Annotated in this window: 20 protein-coding genes (1 of these 20 running past the window's edge); 13 read left to right on the top strand and 7 right to left on the bottom strand. The window is 41.2% G+C overall.

Going from position 1 to position 18,297, the window contains the following annotated elements; translation table 11 throughout:
* Positions 1–715: the 3' portion of a signal recognition particle protein gene (ffh, locus tag GDA45_02865; GenBank protein MBC6413865.1), read on the top strand. It extends 617 nt beyond the left edge of the window; the window shows 715 of its 1,332 coding nt (coding positions 618–1,332); the start codon falls outside the window, past its left edge; the stop codon is at positions 713–715.
* A gap of 103 nt (positions 716–818) precedes the next feature.
* On the opposite strand, the gene mnmA is transcribed toward ffh, so the two are convergent.
* The gene (gene mnmA / locus GDA45_02860; protein MBC6413864.1) at positions 819–1,946 is read right to left on the bottom strand and encodes a tRNA 2-thiouridine(34) synthase MnmA; all 1,128 of its coding nucleotides are present in this window, start codon (positions 1,944–1,946) and stop codon (positions 819–821) included.
* A 227-nt stretch (positions 1,947–2,173) separates the two neighbouring features.
* Between mnmA and clpS the strand changes: the two genes are divergently transcribed.
* Both clpS and clpA read left to right on the top strand, forming a co-directional pair.
* Positions 2,174–2,482, top strand: coding sequence for an ATP-dependent Clp protease adapter ClpS (gene clpS, locus GDA45_02855; protein ID MBC6413863.1), 309 nt, complete (start codon positions 2,174–2,176; stop codon positions 2,480–2,482).
* Entirely contained in the window at positions 2,475–4,727 is a 2,253-nt protein-coding gene (gene clpA, locus GDA45_02850) for an ATP-dependent Clp protease ATP-binding subunit ClpA (protein ID MBC6413862.1), read from the top strand. Before clpS ends, clpA begins: the two co-directional genes overlap by 8 nt.
* A 5-nt stretch (positions 4,728–4,732) precedes the next feature.
* Here clpA and infA read toward each other — a convergent pair whose 3' ends face one another.
* Positions 4,733–4,951, bottom strand: coding sequence for a translation initiation factor IF-1 (gene infA, locus GDA45_02845; GenBank protein MBC6413861.1), 219 nt, complete (start codon positions 4,949–4,951; stop codon positions 4,733–4,735).
* Positions 4,952–5,085: 134 nt separating this feature from the next.
* On the opposite strand from infA, the gene fabD reads away from it, so the two are divergent.
* Genes fabD through holB form a run of 8 tightly spaced genes read left to right on the top strand, consistent with a single transcriptional unit; the run spans position 5,086 to position 11,732 of the window.
* The gene (gene fabD / locus GDA45_02840) at positions 5,086–6,024 is read left to right on the top strand and encodes an ACP S-malonyltransferase (protein MBC6413860.1); all 939 of its coding nucleotides are present in this window, start codon (positions 5,086–5,088) and stop codon (positions 6,022–6,024) included.
* Positions 6,021–6,764: a 3-oxoacyl-[acyl-carrier-protein] reductase gene (fabG, locus tag GDA45_02835; GenBank protein ID MBC6413859.1), complete on the top strand. Its 744-nt coding sequence runs from the start codon at positions 6,021–6,023 to the stop codon at positions 6,762–6,764. The genes fabD and fabG overlap by 4 nt, the downstream gene beginning before the upstream one ends.
* A 33-nt stretch (positions 6,765–6,797) precedes the next feature.
* Positions 6,798–7,031 carry an acyl carrier protein gene (gene acpP / locus GDA45_02830; protein ID MBC6413858.1) on the top strand — a complete coding sequence of 78 codons (234 nt, stop codon included), beginning with the start codon at positions 6,798–6,800 and terminating at the stop codon, positions 7,029–7,031.
* Between the two features lie 22 nt (positions 7,032–7,053).
* Complete coding sequence (gene fabF / locus GDA45_02825; GenBank protein ID MBC6413857.1) at positions 7,054–8,295, top strand: beta-ketoacyl-ACP synthase II; 1,242 nt, start codon at positions 7,054–7,056, stop codon at positions 8,293–8,295.
* An 8-nt stretch (positions 8,296–8,303) separates the two neighbouring features.
* Complete coding sequence (gene pabC / locus GDA45_02820; protein MBC6413856.1) at positions 8,304–9,140, top strand: aminodeoxychorismate lyase; 837 nt, start codon at positions 8,304–8,306, stop codon at positions 9,138–9,140.
* Entirely contained in the window at positions 9,137–10,156 is a 1,020-nt protein-coding gene (gene mltG, locus GDA45_02815) for an endolytic transglycosylase MltG (GenBank protein MBC6413855.1), read from the top strand. Before pabC ends, mltG begins: the two co-directional genes overlap by 4 nt.
* A complete protein-coding gene (locus GDA45_02810; GenBank protein ID MBC6413854.1) occupies positions 10,153–10,773 on the top strand; it encodes a dTMP kinase in 621 nt (206 codons plus the stop codon). The genes mltG and GDA45_02810 overlap by 4 nt, the downstream gene beginning before the upstream one ends.
* A gap of 2 nt (positions 10,774–10,775) precedes the next feature.
* Complete coding sequence (gene holB, locus GDA45_02805) at positions 10,776–11,732, top strand: DNA polymerase III subunit delta' (protein ID MBC6413853.1); 957 nt, start codon at positions 10,776–10,778, stop codon at positions 11,730–11,732.
* Here holB and GDA45_02800 read toward each other — a convergent pair.
* Complete coding sequence (locus GDA45_02800) at positions 11,729–12,886, bottom strand: aminotransferase class V-fold PLP-dependent enzyme (GenBank protein ID MBC6413852.1); 1,158 nt, start codon at positions 12,884–12,886, stop codon at positions 11,729–11,731. The genes holB and GDA45_02800 overlap by 4 nt on opposite strands.
* 1 nt (position 12,887) lies before the next feature.
* Between GDA45_02800 and GDA45_02795 the strand changes: the two genes are divergently transcribed.
* Positions 12,888–13,856 carry a L,D-transpeptidase family protein gene (locus GDA45_02795; protein ID MBC6413851.1) on the top strand — a complete coding sequence of 323 codons (969 nt, stop codon included), beginning with the start codon at positions 12,888–12,890 and terminating at the stop codon, positions 13,854–13,856.
* A gap of 58 nt (positions 13,857–13,914) precedes the next feature.
* Here the strand turns inward: GDA45_02795 and GDA45_02790 are convergent, their stop codons facing one another.
* Positions 13,915–14,163: a hypothetical protein gene (locus GDA45_02790; GenBank protein MBC6413850.1), complete on the bottom strand. Its 249-nt coding sequence runs from the start codon at positions 14,161–14,163 to the stop codon at positions 13,915–13,917.
* A 158-nt stretch (positions 14,164–14,321) separates the two neighbouring features.
* Here GDA45_02790 and galU point away from each other — a divergent pair, with 158 nt between their 5' ends.
* On the top strand, positions 14,322–15,215 hold the full coding sequence (galU, locus tag GDA45_02785) for a UTP--glucose-1-phosphate uridylyltransferase GalU (protein ID MBC6413849.1): 894 nt from the start codon (positions 14,322–14,324) through the stop codon (positions 15,213–15,215).
* Position 15,216: 1 nt separating this feature from the next.
* Here the strand turns inward: galU and dxs are convergent, their stop codons facing one another.
* The 3 genes from dxs to xseB are packed head-to-tail and all read right to left on the bottom strand — an operon-like array spanning position 15,217 to position 18,199.
* Positions 15,217–17,079, bottom strand: coding sequence for a 1-deoxy-D-xylulose-5-phosphate synthase (dxs, locus tag GDA45_02780; protein ID MBC6413848.1), 1,863 nt, complete (start codon positions 17,077–17,079; stop codon positions 15,217–15,219).
* A complete protein-coding gene (locus GDA45_02775; GenBank protein MBC6413847.1) occupies positions 17,080–17,970 on the bottom strand; it encodes a polyprenyl synthetase family protein in 891 nt (296 codons plus the stop codon). It abuts the gene before it with no gap.
* The gene (xseB, locus tag GDA45_02770; protein MBC6413846.1) at positions 17,942–18,199 is read right to left on the bottom strand and encodes an exodeoxyribonuclease VII small subunit; all 258 of its coding nucleotides are present in this window, start codon (positions 18,197–18,199) and stop codon (positions 17,942–17,944) included. Before xseB ends, GDA45_02775 begins: the two co-directional genes overlap by 29 nt.
* Positions 18,200–18,297: the final 98 nt, after the last annotated feature.

Genomic DNA, 18,297 nt, shown 5'->3' with positions numbered 1-18,297 from the left:
TATCCACCGTGCTGTACCGACTAACGAAGTGCTACTCGCAGTGGATAGCATGAGTGGGCAGGATGCGGTCAATTCGGCCAAAACATTTGCCGAAAGCGTACCATTGACTGGCATCGTATTGGCTAAAGCTGATGGCGACAGTCGCGGTGGTGCAGCACTATCTGCTAGAGTTGTCACTGGCAAACCTATTAAATTGATAGGCACCGGGGAAAAGCTCGAGCAATTAGAACTTTTTGAACCGCAACGCATCGCAGCACGCATCCTTGGCTTAGGAGAAATAGAAAGCCTGTTAAAAGATATCGAGCAAAAAACTGATAACAAAGACATAAAAAAACTTTCTGCTAAAATCAAAAGAGCAAAATTCGACTTAAACGATGTGAAAAAACAAATTAGCCAAATACAAAGTATGGGTGGTGTTGCATCGCTGATCGACAAATTACCGGCAACACTTAAAAATAATGCGATGCTTAAGTCGGCAACCCAAGAAACTCAACTGAAAGCAAGTGTTGCGGTCATTGATTCGATGACCTTATTTGAGCGTACCCATCCCGAACAGCTCAATGGTTCGCGTAAAAAGCGTATCTCCGCCGGATCAGGGACGACGATACAAGATATCAACCGTGTACTAAAACAACATAAACAGATGCAGCAGGCAGCTAAGAAGTTGGGTAAATCAGCGAAAACCCCAAAATTACCCAAAGGATTTATGCCTTGAGAAATAAGACACTGAAACTATACTAGCTAATGATAAGATGGAAGGAAACATCTATCTCATAAACAGGTATATTTAGATTCGGCTGATTTGATAAACTTTGCACTCAATAATTTCTAGGCGTATCAATAACGCCTCCGCCTAGGCATTCACGGTTGCGATAAAGCACCGCCGATTGACCAGCTGCTACTGCGCGTTGTGGTTGGTCGAAATATATAGTGAGAGAAGATTTGTCGCCACCGTAATGTATGCGGCACTTTTGCATAGTTTGCCGGTGTCGGATTCGGCATCCTAAATGCGCACCATCTTGTGCCGCTTTGTTTATCCAATTTACTTGACTGATATGAACTTCGGATTGGAACAGAAGTGGATGGTTTTTATCTTGTACAACGGTTAGCGTATTTTTGCTGGCATCTTTAGCGACTACATACCAAGCACCATCATTCCTTCCTCTAATGCCACCAATCCCTAAACCGTGTCGTTGCCCTATGGTGGTATGCCAACAACCTTTATGATGCCCGACTAACTTGCCTTCTAAATCTAAAATATCGCCATCTTTGGCAGGAATATAGCTTTCTAAGAATTGTCTGAAGTTGCGCTCACCTATGAAGCATATACCCGTGCTATCTTTTCTATCGTGGCAGGGAAAGTTATGTTGTTTCGCAATTTTGCGTACTTCAGACTTATGTATATTAGCAAGTGGAAATAACGACGATGACAATTGTTTTTGATTGAGCGCATAAAGGAAGTAAGTCTGGTCTTTATCGTGGTCGGCGGCTTGCAACAAGCGATAACTATCTGCTTCGTATTGTATGTCAGCATAGTGTCCAGTTGCAATGCGGCTAGCGCCTAAGGTGCGTGCGTGCGTTATAAACGCTTTAAATTTAATTTCTTTATTGCAGATTATATCTGGGTTCGGGGTGTGACCGGCGCGGTATTCTTTTAGAAAATAAGTGAATACCGATTCCCAGTATTCGGGAGAGAAATTAATGGTATGCAAAGGTATACTGAGTAGTTCGGCAATATGTTGCGCTTGGGCTAAATCTTCTGCAGCAGCACAATGTTCGTCATCATCCTCATCCCAGTTTTTCATGAAGAGTGCTTCTACATCCCAACCTTGCTGCTGTAGAAATAAAGCACTGACTGCAGAATCAACTCCTCCTGATAAGCCGATTATTATTTTTGCGGAACTAGGAGTTTCGTTTACAGTATTTAACGATAATTCTGAATTCATTGCAGCATAATAAGAGTGGTGAACTAAACAATAGAATTATACAGATAGCTAAAACAATGGCTGACGATGTTTCGATAAAAATTTATATTAAAATTGTTAGCTACGACTGCTGTTCTGATGAGTATAATATACTATCATCTGAGTGAAATGCAGATAATCAGACTTAGGCAATAGTAGGAATAGAGATGGGTTACACTAAAAATCCGTTAGATAGTTCAGGTAATTCGATGATCGAAAAAACCGCCGATACTGTTACGAAGCGAAAACCTAAAGTTAAGCAACCTTCTCTTTATAAAGTAATATTGCTCAATGATGATTTTACGCCGATGGAATTTGTAGTTTATATATTGATTAATTTTTTTAGTATGAATTCTTCTCAAGCAACACATCTGATGTTACGTATTCATACTTGCGGCAAAGGGATTTGTGGCGTCTTTACAAAGGAAATTGCCGAAACCAAAGTAGAGACAGTGAATAGATATTCGCGAGAGCATAAACATCCTTTATTATGTATTATGGAGAAGGACGATGTTTGATAAGGAACTGGAAGAAACTTTAGCTAATATATTCAATTTTGCTCGTTCTCATCAGCACGAATATGTAACGACCGAGCACTTGCTCTGGGGTTTGGTAGACAACTCTGATGCTGCTGAAGTATTGTCGGCTTGCGGTGCCGACTTGGAAGAGCTGTCGGAAAGGTTGCTACGGTATATAAAAAAAACCACACCTAAGTATGACAATAAAGAACACGACACGCAACCGACATTAAGCTTTCAGCGTACTTTGCAGCGAGCTATTTTTCACAATCAAGCGATCTCCGCCGAAGAAAAAATTAAAGGTCGAAATATACTGGTTGCTATATTTAGCGAACAAGAATCTCAATCGGTTTATTTTTTATCGCAATACAATATTGAAAGGTTAGATGTGATCAATTATATATCACATAATATTTCTAAGGACGGTATTCCTAATTTTGAAAATGTTAACGACGACAGTGAAGCACCTCAGAAGGGTGCTACATTTGAAGATTATACCATTGACTTAAACCAAAAAGTAAAACAAGGCAATGTAGATCCATTAATTGGTCGCGAGACGGAGATCGAAAGAACCATACAAATTTTATGTCGTAAGTCTAAAAATAATCCACTTTATGTAGGCGAAGCAGGCGTAGGCAAGACCGCTTTAGCCGAAGGTTTTGCAGCCAGAATAGTTGCCAAAAAAGTGCCCGAGGTGTTACACGATGCAGTGGTATATTCTTTAGACTTGGGCAATCTGATTGCTGGCACTAAATATCGTGGCGATTTTGAGAAACGATTGAAAACAGTATTCAAACAACTGGGTAAAGAAAAACACTCAATATTATTCATTGATGAAATCCATACCTTAATCGGCACTGGCTCGGCTTCCGGAAGCGCACTAGATGCATCTAATTTAATCAAGCCGCAGTTGCTGGCAAATCATTTCAAATGCATAGGCTCTACGACTTATCAAGAATACCGCAATATATTTGAAAAAGATCATGCGCTGGCGCGGCGTTTTCAGAAAATAGATATAAATGAACCGTCGGCCAAAGAGACCTATAAGATATTACTGGGCTTAAAACAAGGTTTTGAAGACTTTCATAAGGTACGTTATTCCAAGCAAAGTTTGCATACCGCTAGCAAATTGGCATCACGTTATATACACGAAAGACGTCTGCCTGACAAAGCGATTGATATAGTTGATGAAGCTGGTGCCCGTGCAAAGATAGCAACAGTATCAGATAAACCCAAGCTGGTACGCTCTAAAGATATAGAGAATATTATTGCCCAAATAGCTCGTATTCCGACGGAGAATCTATCGTCCAACGACATGCAAGGGCTACAAAACTTAGAACGCAATCTAAAAATGGTTATCTTTGGGCAAGACGAAGCGATAGCTCAGGTAGTGACTGCAGTGAAATTATCGCGTATCGGCATGAAAGAGAATGATAAACCTATCGGTGCTTTTTTATTTGCTGGTCCTACTGGCGTAGGGAAAACAGAACTCACCAGACAGCTAGCACTTAACTTTAACAAGGAATTGTTACGCTTTGATATGTCTGAATATATGGAGCGACATACAGTGTCCAGACTAATAGGTGCGCCTCCCGGCTATGTCGGCTACGATAGGGGTGGTTTACTCAGCGATGCGGTACTCAAGAATCCTCAAGCAGTGGTGCTGCTCGACGAAATAGAAAAAGCGCACATCGATGTTTTGGCTCTACTGTTGCAGGTTATGGATTACGGTATGCTAACCGATACCAACGGACGTAAAATTGATTTTAGGAATACGATAATAATTATGACTACCAATGCTGGTGCCGATGAAATTATGCAAGGCAACATGGGTTTTACCGAGCGTGATAGAAAACTGGATGGCTTAGAAACTATTAATAGAATATTCACGCCAGAGTTTCGCAACCGCTTGAGTGCGATCGTGCGCTTTAATTCTTTAGATAAAAAAGTAGTATTGTCGGTTGTTGACAAAGCATTGACCCAATTCCAAGCACAAATAGAGAACCGCAATATCGTCTTGAATATTGATAAGCAAGTACGCAACTGGCTTGCCGATAACGGCTATAGCGAAACCATGGGGGCACGCCCGATACACAGGTTAATAGAAGACAAGCTCAAAAAACCCATCTTAGACGAGATATTATTCGGTAAATTGAAAAAAGGTGGTAAATTGTCGTATACGCTAAAAGGAAACGATATACTATTTAGCGTAACAGATTTAAATAAGAAAAAAATAGAATGTTGACAGTATTACTTCTCTCTATATATAATTCTACCGCGCGTCAAATCATAAGGTGTCATTTCAACTGTTACCTTATCACCGGCTAGTATACGAATATAATGTTTTCGCATGCGGCCGGATATATGAGCAGTGACGGTATGGCCATTGTCAAGCTTGACCCTAAACACTGTATTAGGTAGCACATCAGTGACGACACCTTCGATCTCAAAAATTTGCTCTTTAGGCATAAAATTTTAATGTTATATACACTGGTTGGTTGCTTCGTTATCTTAATATAAAATGCATATTATATATAGAAAATCGTATTTGGGTAGACTTATACAAAAATACTATAAGGGTTAATGTAAGGGTTAATATGATTATTGAAACTGCTTTTGTCTTTCCGGGACAAGGTTCGCAAAGTGTTAATATGCTCGAGGCATTAAATCATAAATACAAAGAAGTACGGAGTACCTTTGAAGAAGCATCCGAGATGCTATCTCGCGACCTCTATAAATTAGTCAGAAAAGGGACTGCCGAAGAGTTAGCCCAGACGACTAACACCCAACCAATTATATTGACAGCTAGTGTTGCAATATGGCGAATTTGGAAAAATTCTACGAATCATGTACCCGCTGTGATGGCCGGTCATAGTTTAGGTGAATATAGCGCTTTGGCTTGTAGCGGTGCGTTGACTTTTGAAGCAGCACTTCGCTTAGTCGCAAAGCGTGCCGAACTTATGCAGAGTTCAATGGCTGGCGGCGAAGGTGTAATGGCGGCAATCATTGGCCTTGATAAAGACCGAGTTATCGAGCTATGCAAAAAAAGCTGCACCCAAGGCGGCATTGTAGAAGCAGTAAACTTTAATACACCGCTACAAACCGTTATTGCTGGGAACACTGATAAGGTAAAGCAAGTAATGGAAATTGCTAAAGTCGAAGGGGCAAGTAAATGTGTGCTATTAGCCGTTACAGTACCCTCGCATTGCTCGTTGATGAAAGCTGCTGCTGAAAAATTTGCCGAACAAATAAAAAAGATTAAAATTAGCGTGCCTAAAGTAAAAGTTATACATAATTATGATGCTCAGTCTTATAAAGATCCTGCGCATATAGCGAATGCTTTGATCAAGCAGCTATACAAACCAGTAAAATGGGTGGATATCATACAAAAAATCTCAGCAAGTGGTATCGAGAATTTTGTTGAAATAGGACCGGGAGGAGTTTTATCGTCGTTAATCAAACGTATAGATAAGAGCTTTATAACCTACAGAGTGAACGATCCTAAAAGCTTAGGCTATGTACTAGAAAAACTTACAGCATGACTGAAACTCCTAAAATCGCCTTGGTTACCGGTGCCTCGCGAGGCATAGGTGCTGCTATTTTGAAAACCTTGATGAATGATACGCTAGAGATTTACGGTACCGCAACGACTGATGCAGGTGCCAAAGCAATATCGGCAATCATCAAAACCGCAAATGCTAAAGGGTCAGGGCTGGTTATGCGAGTAGATAAGGAAGACTCCATAGCACAGGTCGCTGAATATCTTAAGCAGCAAAATAAAATGCCAGATATTATTATCAATAATGCTGGCATCACCCGTGATAATCTGTTACTCAGAATGAGTTATGATGACTGGCAAGAAGTCATTAATACTAATCTAACATCTGTCTATCGAGTGACTAAGATGTTTATCAAAAAAATGATTAAGAATAGATGGGGCAGAATTATTAATATCACATCGGTTATCGCATCTATCGGCAATGCCGGACAATCAAATTATGCTGCAGCTAAATCGGGAATGCTGGGCTTGACAAAGAGTTTAGCTAAGGAATTAGCTGCGCGTAATATCACGGTAAATAATATTGCTCCCGGTTTTATTGATACTGATATGACCGCATCACTCTCCGCAGAACAACGCCAGGCATTATTACAAAATATCCCACTGCGTCGTTTTGGAGTGGCTGATGAGGTTGGGTTTTTAACTCGATTTTTAATTTCCGAAGATGCCGGCTACATTACTGGAGAAACGATTCATATTAACGGTGGCATGTATATGCCGTGACTATTTATTTTATAAACAGAACAGGAGATAATAATGGAAGATATAGACGCTAGAGTTCGCAAAATCGTAGCGGAGCAGCTCAGTGTATCCGAAGACAAAGTAACCGACGATGCATCATTCGTCAATGATTTGAATGCGGATTCATTGGATACCGTAGAGTTGGTTATGGCACTTGAGGAAGAATTTGAGTGTGCGATACCCGACGAAGAAGCTGAGAAAATCACAACGGTTAAACAAGCGATAGATTATATCAAAAGTAATTCTTGATCTAGATTATCGGATTGGTAATTTGAAAGGTAGAAGAACTGTAATCACTGGATTGGGCATTGTTTGCCCGTTGGGAGCCGATATTGATAGTGCTTGGCGCGCCATTCTAGCCGGGCAAAGTGGTATTTCTCGTGTTGCCGAACTAGAAAATAGCGATCTTTCGGTACGCATAGCCGGGTTAGTGCAGGGATTTAATGTTGATGATTATCTATCTGCTAAGGAACAGCGGCGATGCGACGAGTTTATCCACTACGGTATGGCTGCTGGTAGTCAAGCAATTGCAGATTCAGGTATCGTTGCCGACGATAGCAATGCCCATCGTATCGGAGTTATGGTCGGCTCTGGAATCGGTGGACTACCGTTGATTGAAAAGCAACACAATGTCTTGAACAGCAAAGGCAGTGCTAAATTATCTCCCTTTTTTATCCCTGGTAGCATTATTAATATGGTATCTGGCAACTTATCTATAAAGTATGGTTTTAAGGGTGTTAATTATTCTATCGTATCAGCTTGTGCAACCGGCACACACAATATCGGTGAAGCGGCGCGCATTATCGCCACCGGTGGTGCCGATGTGATGATTGCTGGAGGTAGTGAAAAAGCAAGCACTGCTTTAGGCATTGGCGGTTTTGCTGCGGCCCGTGCGCTCAGTGCCTCACATAACGATGACCCGCAAAAGGCAAGTCGGCCGTGGGATTTACACCGCGACGGCTTCGTCTTAGGCGACGGTGCTGGAGTTCTGGTGTTGGAGGAATACGAGCATGCGATGAAACGTGGCGCGCATATCTATTGTGAACTATCCGGCTACGGTACATCGAGTGATGCGTATCATATTACCCAGCCATCACCGCAAGGTGAGGGAGCAGTGCGCTGTATGACCGATGTGCTGAACGATGCCGAGATTAACCCTGATGAGGTTGATTATCTCAATGCACACGGCACATCCACGCCTTTAGGAGACAAAATAGAGAGCGATGCTGTCAAAATAGTATTTAAGTCGCATGCATATAAACTTTCGATTAGTTCAGTAAAATCAATGATCGGCCACCTGTTGGGGGCAGCCGGTGGGGTTGAAGCAGTATTCTCAGTGCTAACTTTGAGAGATCAAATACTACCGCCTACTATCAATATAGAGACTCCTGATCCGGAATGTGACCTGGATTATGTTCCTGGGCAATCACGCAAAGCCAAAGTAAACTGTATACTATCCAATTCTTTTGGATTCGGTGGAACCAATGCATCGCTTGCATTTCGCAGGATTTAATCACAATCTTGTCAGATATAGCCACAGCTTTAGTCAATGGTCAGGTAACTGATTATGTATCTATTGCTGATAGAGGTTTGGCTTATGGTGACGGGGTCTTTGAAACAATAGCAGTTGCCGACGGCAAGCCTTGTCTATGGAAAAAACATACCGATAGATTAATCTATGGTTGCAAGCAGTTAGGAATTGTTTTTAATAATCTAGATGAATTAGAAAAAGAAGTATTTACATTATCCCGCAATGCACAGTCTAATGGCGTTATAAAAATCATCATTACTCGCGGCGTTGGTGCATCAGGCTATAAAACACAACCGTCAGCAAAACCTTCGCGCATTGCACTCCTTCAACACCGGCAAACATTCTCTGAGCAACTCTATCGCAACGGAGTAGATGTGTGTTTTTGTAAGCAGCGGCTCGGATACAACCCGACTTTATCTAAAATTAAGCATTTATGCCGCTTAGAACAAGTACTTGCGCGTATGGAATGGCAAGACGAATATCACGAGGGTATTATGTTTGACTACTACAACAATGCGATAGAAGGCACCATGAGCAATTTATTCATCATCAGTGATAATGTGTTAAAAACACCAAAATTAGATAACTGCGGAATCCAAGGTGTGATGCGAGAATGGATTCTAGAACAATGCCAACGACACAACATCGCTGTCAAGCAACAGACTATAGATCGACAAGCCATATTAGAGGCGGATGGATTATTCTTTTGCAATGCATTAATACGTGTATGGCCAGTGCGTAGCATAGAAGCAAATAGTTATGATGTCGCAGTAGTGCATCGCTTGTTGCGGTCATTTGCTTTTTCTGAAGTTGGCATTGCACTATGAAGCTAAGAAGCATTATAATTATTGTGATCGTTTTTGCTATCGTTGTAGCTTTTACTTTACTTTTTGATTTTAGGCAACAAATATACCAAAAATCTATAGATATAAGCGAAGATCGTAGCTTTTATATCCAAAAAGGCGACAGTTTAATACAAATACTAGAAAATATGCATAATGAGCAGATACTGCAGCCATATCAAGGCATTGCACCACTGCATTGGTATATCGCACTATACATATATCTGGCACAAACATCTGCTGGGCAAATAAAAGCCGGCGAATATTTACTCAAGCCGAATATGAAATTCCGCCAATTTCTAGATAATGCGTTCTCAGGTCAAGTGCTACAAAGAAAGTTTAGCATTATAGAAGGCTATACACTACGGCAAATTTTAGAAGCTATGCAAGCCGTTCCCTCGATTAATGTTGCAACCACTGATTACAGTGATATCAGCGATCGCTTAGGCATATCACAGCCATCCCCTGAAGGATTGATTTTCCCCGATACTTATTACTATATCAAAGGCAGCGATGCGCTCGACCTATTGCAGCAAGGCTATGATAAGATGCAAGCTACTTTAGCAGAAGCTTGGCAAGCTCGAGACTTGCGTATACCTTTAACATCACCATACGAAGCATTAATTCTCGCTTCTATCGTAGAAAAAGAAGCTGCTATAGCAACAGAACGACCACTCGTTGCAGGAGTTTTTATCTCTCGCTTGACTAAAAATATGCCTTTGCAGGCCGATCCTACGGTGATATATGGGTTGGGAAACCGCTTCGACGGTAACCTTCGTTCGCGTGACTTAAAAGAAAAGCAGCCGTATAATAGCTACATATATAAAGGCTTACCGCCGACACCCATTGCGATGCCTAGTCTTTCATCGATTACTGCGGTGATGAACCCAACATTGAGTGATTATTTGTATTTTGTTGCTAAAGGAGATGGTAGCCATCATTTTTCTGAGACTTATGAGGATCATCTTAAGGCAGTTAGAAAATATCAATTAAAGCGATGAACGGCAAATTGATCACACTGGAAGGAGTGGAAGGAACTGGCAAAAGCACACAGATTGCCAAACTAGCTGATTATTTGCATAGTAAAGGGATAGATACTTATACTACACAAGAACCCGGTGGTACGCGATTGGGGGAAGAAATCCGTCGATGGCTCCTCGAATCAGAGCATCCAACATCTGAAATAACCGAATTACTATTATTCTATGCCGCTCGCACTGAGCATATCGTACAAAAAATAAAGCCAAAGTTGCAAAGAGGTTGCTGGGTAATTTGCGATCGCTATGTGGATTCTAGTTACGCATATCAAGGCGGAGGGTGTGACATTCAATTAGATTATATTGCACAGCTGAATAGAATGGCAGTATCGGTAATGCCCGATTTGACTATTTTATTAGATATGGATCCTAAATATATATGGCAGCGACTAAATATTGCTACACTAGATAGGTTTGAAAGAGAAAATGAGGCATTCTTCACGCGAGTACGCCAGGCTTATTTGCAATGTGCCAAGAATAACTCTGCGCGTATTAAGGTAGTTAACGCTGAGCAAAGTATTGCACAAGTAACGCAGGCAATTATTGAACAGCTAGAACCACTCGTTGGACGACATAATTAAATATGATTGAAAAAAACCTTTACCCATGGCAGCGCGAAGCATGGCAAAATTGGCAACATTATTTACGCCTGAAAACTGTGCCGCACGCAATATTATTACATGGTCGTATCGGTTGTGGGGTTAATGATTTTGCACTCAGATTATGTTGTAGCTTATTGTGTGCGCAAGATAATATTGATAAACCATGCTTGAATTGTGATAGCTGTCGCATATTCTTATCAGGTAATCATCCTGATTGCTTGGTAATTGAAGCCGAGCAGCAACAAATTAAAGTGCAACAAGTACGCAGCGCGATAGACTTTCTACACATTGGCCGACAGTACCCATACTACAAGATAGTATTATTAAAAGAAGCCGATAGCTTAAATTATGCGGCAGCAAATAGCTTACTTAAAACGCTGGAAGAACCACCACCGGAGACTGTTGTTTTGATGACCTGTAGGCAACCTTCTAATCTAACACCGACTATACGCAGCCGCTGCCATCACATTTACTTGAAAGAACCCGGTAGCGAGGCAGTGACTTGGCTTGCCGAGCAGATGTCTATTACTGAGGAAGCAGCACAACACAAATTAACAATTTCTAATAATAGTCCTTTAGGAGTATTAAATAATATTATAGATAATGAAAATAAATCCTTGTTTTATCAGGAATTAGAGCGATGGTTAGCAAAGCGTCTGCCGACCCATGAGTTCGTTGAGCATTGGCATGAAAAATCCAGTATGGAGATTCAACAATGGCTATTGGAATACTTGCAGCGCACTATAATGCAACAAGCTAAAGGAGTGTTAGCAAATGATAATGAAGTTTCGGTGAGCCGAAGTAATTTATCAAACTTACTGTATTGGTTGCATCCGCGGCAGATAGAACGTTGTCGGCTTGCCGAACAAAATATAAATCCTCGTTTGCTATTAGAAGGTAGCTTGCTAGAGTGGCGTAAAGCATACTATAACAATTAGCTGTATTTGTGTAGCAACTCAAGTGCACTATCTAAATCTTTTATAGTATTGTAGAAATGCGGAGACAAGCGTATGCCGCCGCCACGATAAGCGCAAAATATATTTTGCGCTATCATATAGTCGAATAAATCCTTATTATCGCTGTTTAATGCTATACAGCTGATTATTCCGCCGCGTTGATTTTCGTTGTTGGGCGTCAACAATGCAAAGCGGTTTTTATCTAAATTATTGGCTATATAAGTCGCATTTTGACTAACCCGCTTATATACCTCTTGCATGCCAACCTCATTCAATAAGCTCAAGCTGGCATGGAGCGCATAAATCCCTAAATGATTCAAACTACCACATTCAAACCGCCCGGCATCAGCTTTAAGTTGCCATTTCATTTTATCAGCTTCGTTATAAAGAGCATCGTAATTATTACAATCTTCTAAACTTTGCCATCCATATTGATTTAATTTTAGTTTAGATATATGCGAGTTCCGGCAGTAGAATAGAGCAATACCTTCAGGTGCCAGTAACCATTTATGGGCATCGGCGGCCAAAAAATCTATGCAGCTGCTCTGCACATCGAGCGGCGCTGCCCCTAGGCTTTGTATCGCATCTACACAAAACAAGATATTATGATTATGACAATATTGCCCTAGAGTATCTAAATCCATACGATAGCCGGTGGCATACTGTATAGAACTTACTGCAATTAATTTGGTATGCTTGTCAGTCGCTTCAATTAATGCGCGCTCAGGTGTATCAACTGCATATAAGTCTATAACCCGTATTTCTACCGATTTAGTATGGTGTAGAGACTCCCAAACTATTCTGTTAGACGGGAACTCCTGCATACCTACAACGATATTATCAGTATTAACCCAGTCAATACCATAAGCGATGGTTGATAGGGCTTCTGAGGTGTTTTTGAGTAAAGCAATTTCGTCTTTATTTTCAGCGTTTATCAGTTCAGCAATCACGCCACGCAATTCGCTAGCCCGTTTAGACCAGTTTGGTGACCGCATCGCACCGTAGCATGCATTTTCTTTGGCAAAATCGTATATCGCCCGCACGGTGCGCATTGGCCACGGTCCTATACCAGCATGATTTAGATGTACTACATAATTATGTGGAAATTCACTGGCAATTTCTTTTATAATGTTCATTATGGTTTATCCATTAAAAATTATCTTGCTGCTTAGTAGTTTTGTCGGCAGCGTTTGGGCAGCGAATTTTAGTTATAATCAAGACCATATTATAGTAGGTTCGTTGCGCATTGTCACAGCACAAGCCGACGATACCTTTGTTTCACTCGGTCAGCAATACTCGCTCGGCTACGATGAAATGATCATAGCCAACCCCGATATAGATGCCTGGGTGCCTAAAGAAGGCAGCGAGATTATTTTGCCCGGACAATTTATCTTACCAAGTTCCGACTATCGTGGCATTTACATAAATCTGGCCGAGATGAGAATATATTACTACCCTGAGGGTAGTACTCAAACCTCAGTTTATACCTATCCGATCAGTATAGGGCGTGGTGATTGGCTCACCCCGAAGGCAAATGCTGAAGTTATAGATAAAATAGTAGAACCGACTTGGTATCCACCCGAGAGCGTGCGCGAAGAACATGCGCTAGCTGGCGAAATTCTTCCACGATCAGTGCCACCCGGCGCAGATAACCCGTTGGGGAAATACGCATTGCAATTGAATTTACCAGGCTACTTCATACACGGAACAAATCGCCCCGAAGGAGTGGGTATGAAAGTAACGCACGGTTGCATACGTTTGCGGCCTGCTGATATCGAGATATTGTTTAATATGACACCGCGTCAGACGCCAGTGACCATTCAATATCTACCGTTTAAGGTTGCAGTTGAGGAGGGTGTAGCCTACTTAGAAGCACACGAAGGAGATGATCCACAGGTACTAGGCAGTTACTTGGGTGCAGCTATTATAGAATTGAGCCGTCTGTTAGCAGATAAGGAAATACCGGTTGATTGGGAGAAATTTATCCGTGTTGCTAAAGAGTCGCGCGGTTTTCCAGTACCTGTGAACCTAGGTTCATATCCATTGGTCATGCATAGACAAGAGCGACTGAAAACACAACGCGAGAAGAGAGATTATATCTTTTAATTATACTAATGAAAAAGGGACTAAAAAGCCCCTTTCCATTAGATAAAAAGCAACGAAATTACTTCATCATCTTTTTATTATGCATCATCTCCATTTGCATAGATTTTCCTGTCGATGCTTTGATCATTGCTTCTTCGGCCATGTCTTTAGCACGGTCTGCTGCCGCTGCATTAGTATTGACTTGAAATTGAATCTCGTTTAACTGAGATTTCATTTCTTCCATCATCATCATCTGATTTTGTGGCATGCCACAACCGGCTAAAGTGACCGCAGCAGCAGCAAGTGCTGTAATTACATGTTTTTTCATTTTTTTGCTCCTCATAAAAATTTATTTATCTTAGATCTAAGTTTATTGCCTGGCTATAGACAATATAAACTATTATTTATAACACAGCCTAGAGCAAAATGCAAATAAGTTGTGATATTATATTGCCCCTCTTTAACTAAACAAGCGCAAAAATTTCAATGGCAAGAAAAATACGCAAAGCAGTGTTTCCGGTAGCGGGCTTAGGTACTCGCTTTATACCAGCTACGAAGATAAACCCAAAAGAAATGCTCACCGTAGTAGATAAACCACTTATTCAGTATGCGACAGAGGATGCAGTAAAAGCAGGTATTACCAGTCTTATTTTTATAAATGGCAGAAATAAGCGCGCGATAGAGGATCATTTTGATAGTGTGCCAGAACTTGAACAAATACTATTAAATAAAGGAAAACATAAATTATTGGAAAAAGTCCATGATATTATTCCACCTAATATCAGCTGCATCAATATACGTCAAAAACAGCCTAATGGCTTAGGGTCAGCGATACTATGCGCAATGTCGTCGATTGGAATGGAACCGTTTGCAGTGATACTAGCCGATGATTTAGTTGTTAATAGTGATAATAATTCTATGAAGCAGTTAACCGAATATTATGCTAAATATGAAAGTAATCTAATTATGGTAGAGGAAGTCGCTCGCGATCAAGTCAGCAACTACGGAATTATAGAAGGTGAACAAGTTGAAGACGATGTTTGGAAAGTTAACCGCTTTATTGAAAAGCCTAAGACTACAAATAGAGAGAAAAATTTAGCTGCAATAGGTCGTTACATATTAAAACCCAGTATTTTCAATTATCTAAAAAAAACACCTTCAGGAAAAGACCAAGAAATACAGTTGACTGACGCTATGTCTTTACAACTGAAACACCAGCCTTTGTATGCAGTTGTTTGCAAAGGAACACGTTACGACTGCGGCAATAAATTAGGCTATCTGAAAGCCAATGTAGCATTAGCAATGAAAAACAAAGAAATCGGACAGGAATTCAAAGCCTATTTGAAATCCTTATTCAAAGAAAACAGTTCCGGCAGTTAACCTAAGCCTTTGCGATAAACGATTCTATCGCTTGCTCTATGCCGGTAGCGTCTAATGCTGCTTCTGCCAGCAGTTCCGTACGCGTACCGTGTTCTTGAAAATAATCAGGTAATCCTAAGGTCAACACGCGCCTGGAAATATTATTTTGAGCAAGACATTCTAGTACCGCACTGCCACCACCGCCGAGACGAGCATTGTCTTCTAGAGTAACTATATAGGTATGTGAGTTTGCTATTTCTAGCAGTAGATCTTGGTCTAGAGGCTTAACAAAGCGCATATCAATGACAGTTGCATTCAACTTATCAGCGACTTCAACAGCGGCATTTGTCGGACTACCGAAACCAAGTATTGCAATCTCTTTACCGCGTTTAATAACTTCCGCTTTCGCTATTGGTAGGGGTACTAGGCTATTATCTGGTAAAACACCAGGACCACTGCCGCGCGGATAGCGAACCGCCGACGGCCCGTTGTATTGATAGGCGGTGGTTAGCATAGCACGAGTCATCTGCTCGTTGATAGGCGTCATGATTAAGACATTAGGGATACAGCGTAGAAAACTCAAATCAAAACTTCCGGCGTGTGTCTGTCCGTCAGGACCGACTACACCGGCGCGATCTATAGCCAGCATCACCGCTAAGTTCTGTATCGCAATATCGTGTATGAATTGATCGTAAGCGCGTTGTAAAAAGGTTGAATAAATTGCTACCACCGGTTTCATGTTTTCACAAGCCAAGCCTGCAGCTAGCGTGAGAGCGTGCTGTTCAGCAATACCTACATCAAAGTAACGGTCGGGGAAGCGCTTTTGAAATTCTACCAAACCTGAACCTTCGCGCATCGCCGGTGTAATCGCCACCAGTCGCGTGTCTTGTGCTGCCATATCGCAAATCCAGTGGCTGAATATATCAGTATAGCTAACCGCAGACGATTGGCTCTTCTTTTGTAAGCCGACACTTGGGTTAAAAGGCGATACTGCATGGTATTTTGTAGGTTTTTGTTCTGCACGCTGATAACCTTTGCCTTTGCGAGTAACGATATGCAGAAGGCGAGGAACATTATTTTTCTTAATATTCTTCAGAGTTTTTACCAGCTGTATAACATTGTGCCCGTCAACAGGACCGTAATAGCTAATTTCTAACTCCTCAAAGAAAGTGCCCGGCACTATCATACCTTTAAGATGTTCTTTAGTATTTTTAGCCAATTTTTGTACCGACGGCATTGGTTTGAGTAATTTTTTACCGCTTTGCTTTATATTCGTATAAAGCGGACTGGATATTATTTTTGTTAAGTAATTACTAATGGCACCGACATTATCAGATATCGACATCTCATTATCGTTGAGAATAATCAGCACATCCGAACCTATTGAACCAATATGATTCATCGCTTCGTAAGCCATGCCGGCGGTCATACCACCGTCGCCGATAATCGCAACTATTTTATTTTTCTTGTTGAGTAGCTTTTGCGCTATAGCCATGCCTACGGCAGCACTAATCGAAGTGCTTGAATGTCCAACACCAAAAGCATCGTAGCGACTTTCTGAGCGTTTAGGAAAAGGCGCCGGACCAGAACGAGTCCTGATTTGAGAGATTTGTTTACGACGCCCGCACAATATTTTATGTGGATAGCATTGATGCCCTACATCCCAAACTAATAAATCATCGGGTGTATTAAAGGTATAGTGTAATGCTACGGTCAGTTCTATAACGCCTAAGCCAGCAGCGAAGTGGCCACCGTAAGCGGTAACGGTATCTATTAAAAATGTTCTTAATTCTCCGCACAGCGGTTGCAATTGCGAAACCGGCATTGCTCTTAAATCAGCAGGGGATGAAATTTGGTCGAGTAAAGGTGTTTTAGCTACAGGCATTCAGCTACTTCTGGTTGCTATATAATGAGTGATGGCGCGCAATGCTTTTGCTTTTTCTCTGAGTTTTTCTAAATGTTGCAGGCATCGTTCGCAATACATTGTCAGTAGTTCTCTGGTCCTCTCAATACCTACAACCGATATGTAATTTAATTCGTTTTGCCGACCAGTGGGAGTTGCGCAGGGTTCAAGTACATCTAAAATATCGTCTTGTATCTGAAAGCATAAGCCTATATCCTCGGCATATGCTGTCAATGCACGGTGCACCGAAGCCGAGCAATCATCTTTACACGCTAGAGGTATGGTGATGCAACTCGCCATTAAACTACCAGTTTTCAATCTATGGGTTTTTTCCAAGTAATCCAAATCTATTTTACCATCCATATCTCGAGTATCCATTATCTGTCCACTTGCCATGCCTGCTAATCCGCTAGCCGATGCTAGTAGATATATCGCGCGGAGTTTATGGATATCAGAAAGCTGCTTGGTAGCTGCCAAATACTCGAAGGCCAGTACCTGCATAGCATTACCACCTAGTATTGCTTCGGCCTCGCCAAAAGCCTTATGGCAAGACGGCTTACCACGACGAATTGCATCATCGTCCATAGCCGGTAAATCATCGTGCACAAGTGAATAGCAGTGTATTAGTTCGACTGCGCAGGCAATGGCATCAACTTTCTCATAATCAATATCTAAAGCAGATGCAGTTGCATAAATCAATCCTGGCCGCACTCGTTTACCACCATCAAAACTGGCATAGCGTATTACCTCAGTGAGTGGTTTATCATGGTGTGCGGCAATGCTTTGTTCCAGTTCACGAACAACACGGGCTGCGCATTGTTCTAAAAACTGTTCTGCAGAGCAATTAGTTTTTGGCGTTATCGTTTTCGTCAATACTTTTTAGTTTTTCTTTAGCTTGATCTTTCATCAGCGTAGTTACGCGCAACTCTGCATTATCTAGTGCCTTTCTGCATTGTTCAACAAGCTGCATACCCTCTTCAAATTGTATCATCATTTTTTCTAAGGGTTGTCCACCGTCTTCCATTTGCTGAATAATATCCTCAAGTTTTGAGAGGCTACCCTCAAAGTTTAACTGATTACTGCGTGTGTCGTTCTTTTTCATATAAAATAGCTTAAATTGATATAAATAATTAATTTGTAATCGCATTGCAATACTAATAATGGGCTATATTATATGCATATTACTTACAGTATTAAACT

The sequence above is a fragment of the Chromatiales bacterium genome, assembly GCA_014323925.1.
Classification (GTDB): domain Bacteria; phylum Pseudomonadota; class Gammaproteobacteria; order Poriferisulfidales; family Oxydemutatoraceae; genus SP5GCR1.
This window is presented reverse-complemented; position numbering and strand designations above follow the sequence as displayed.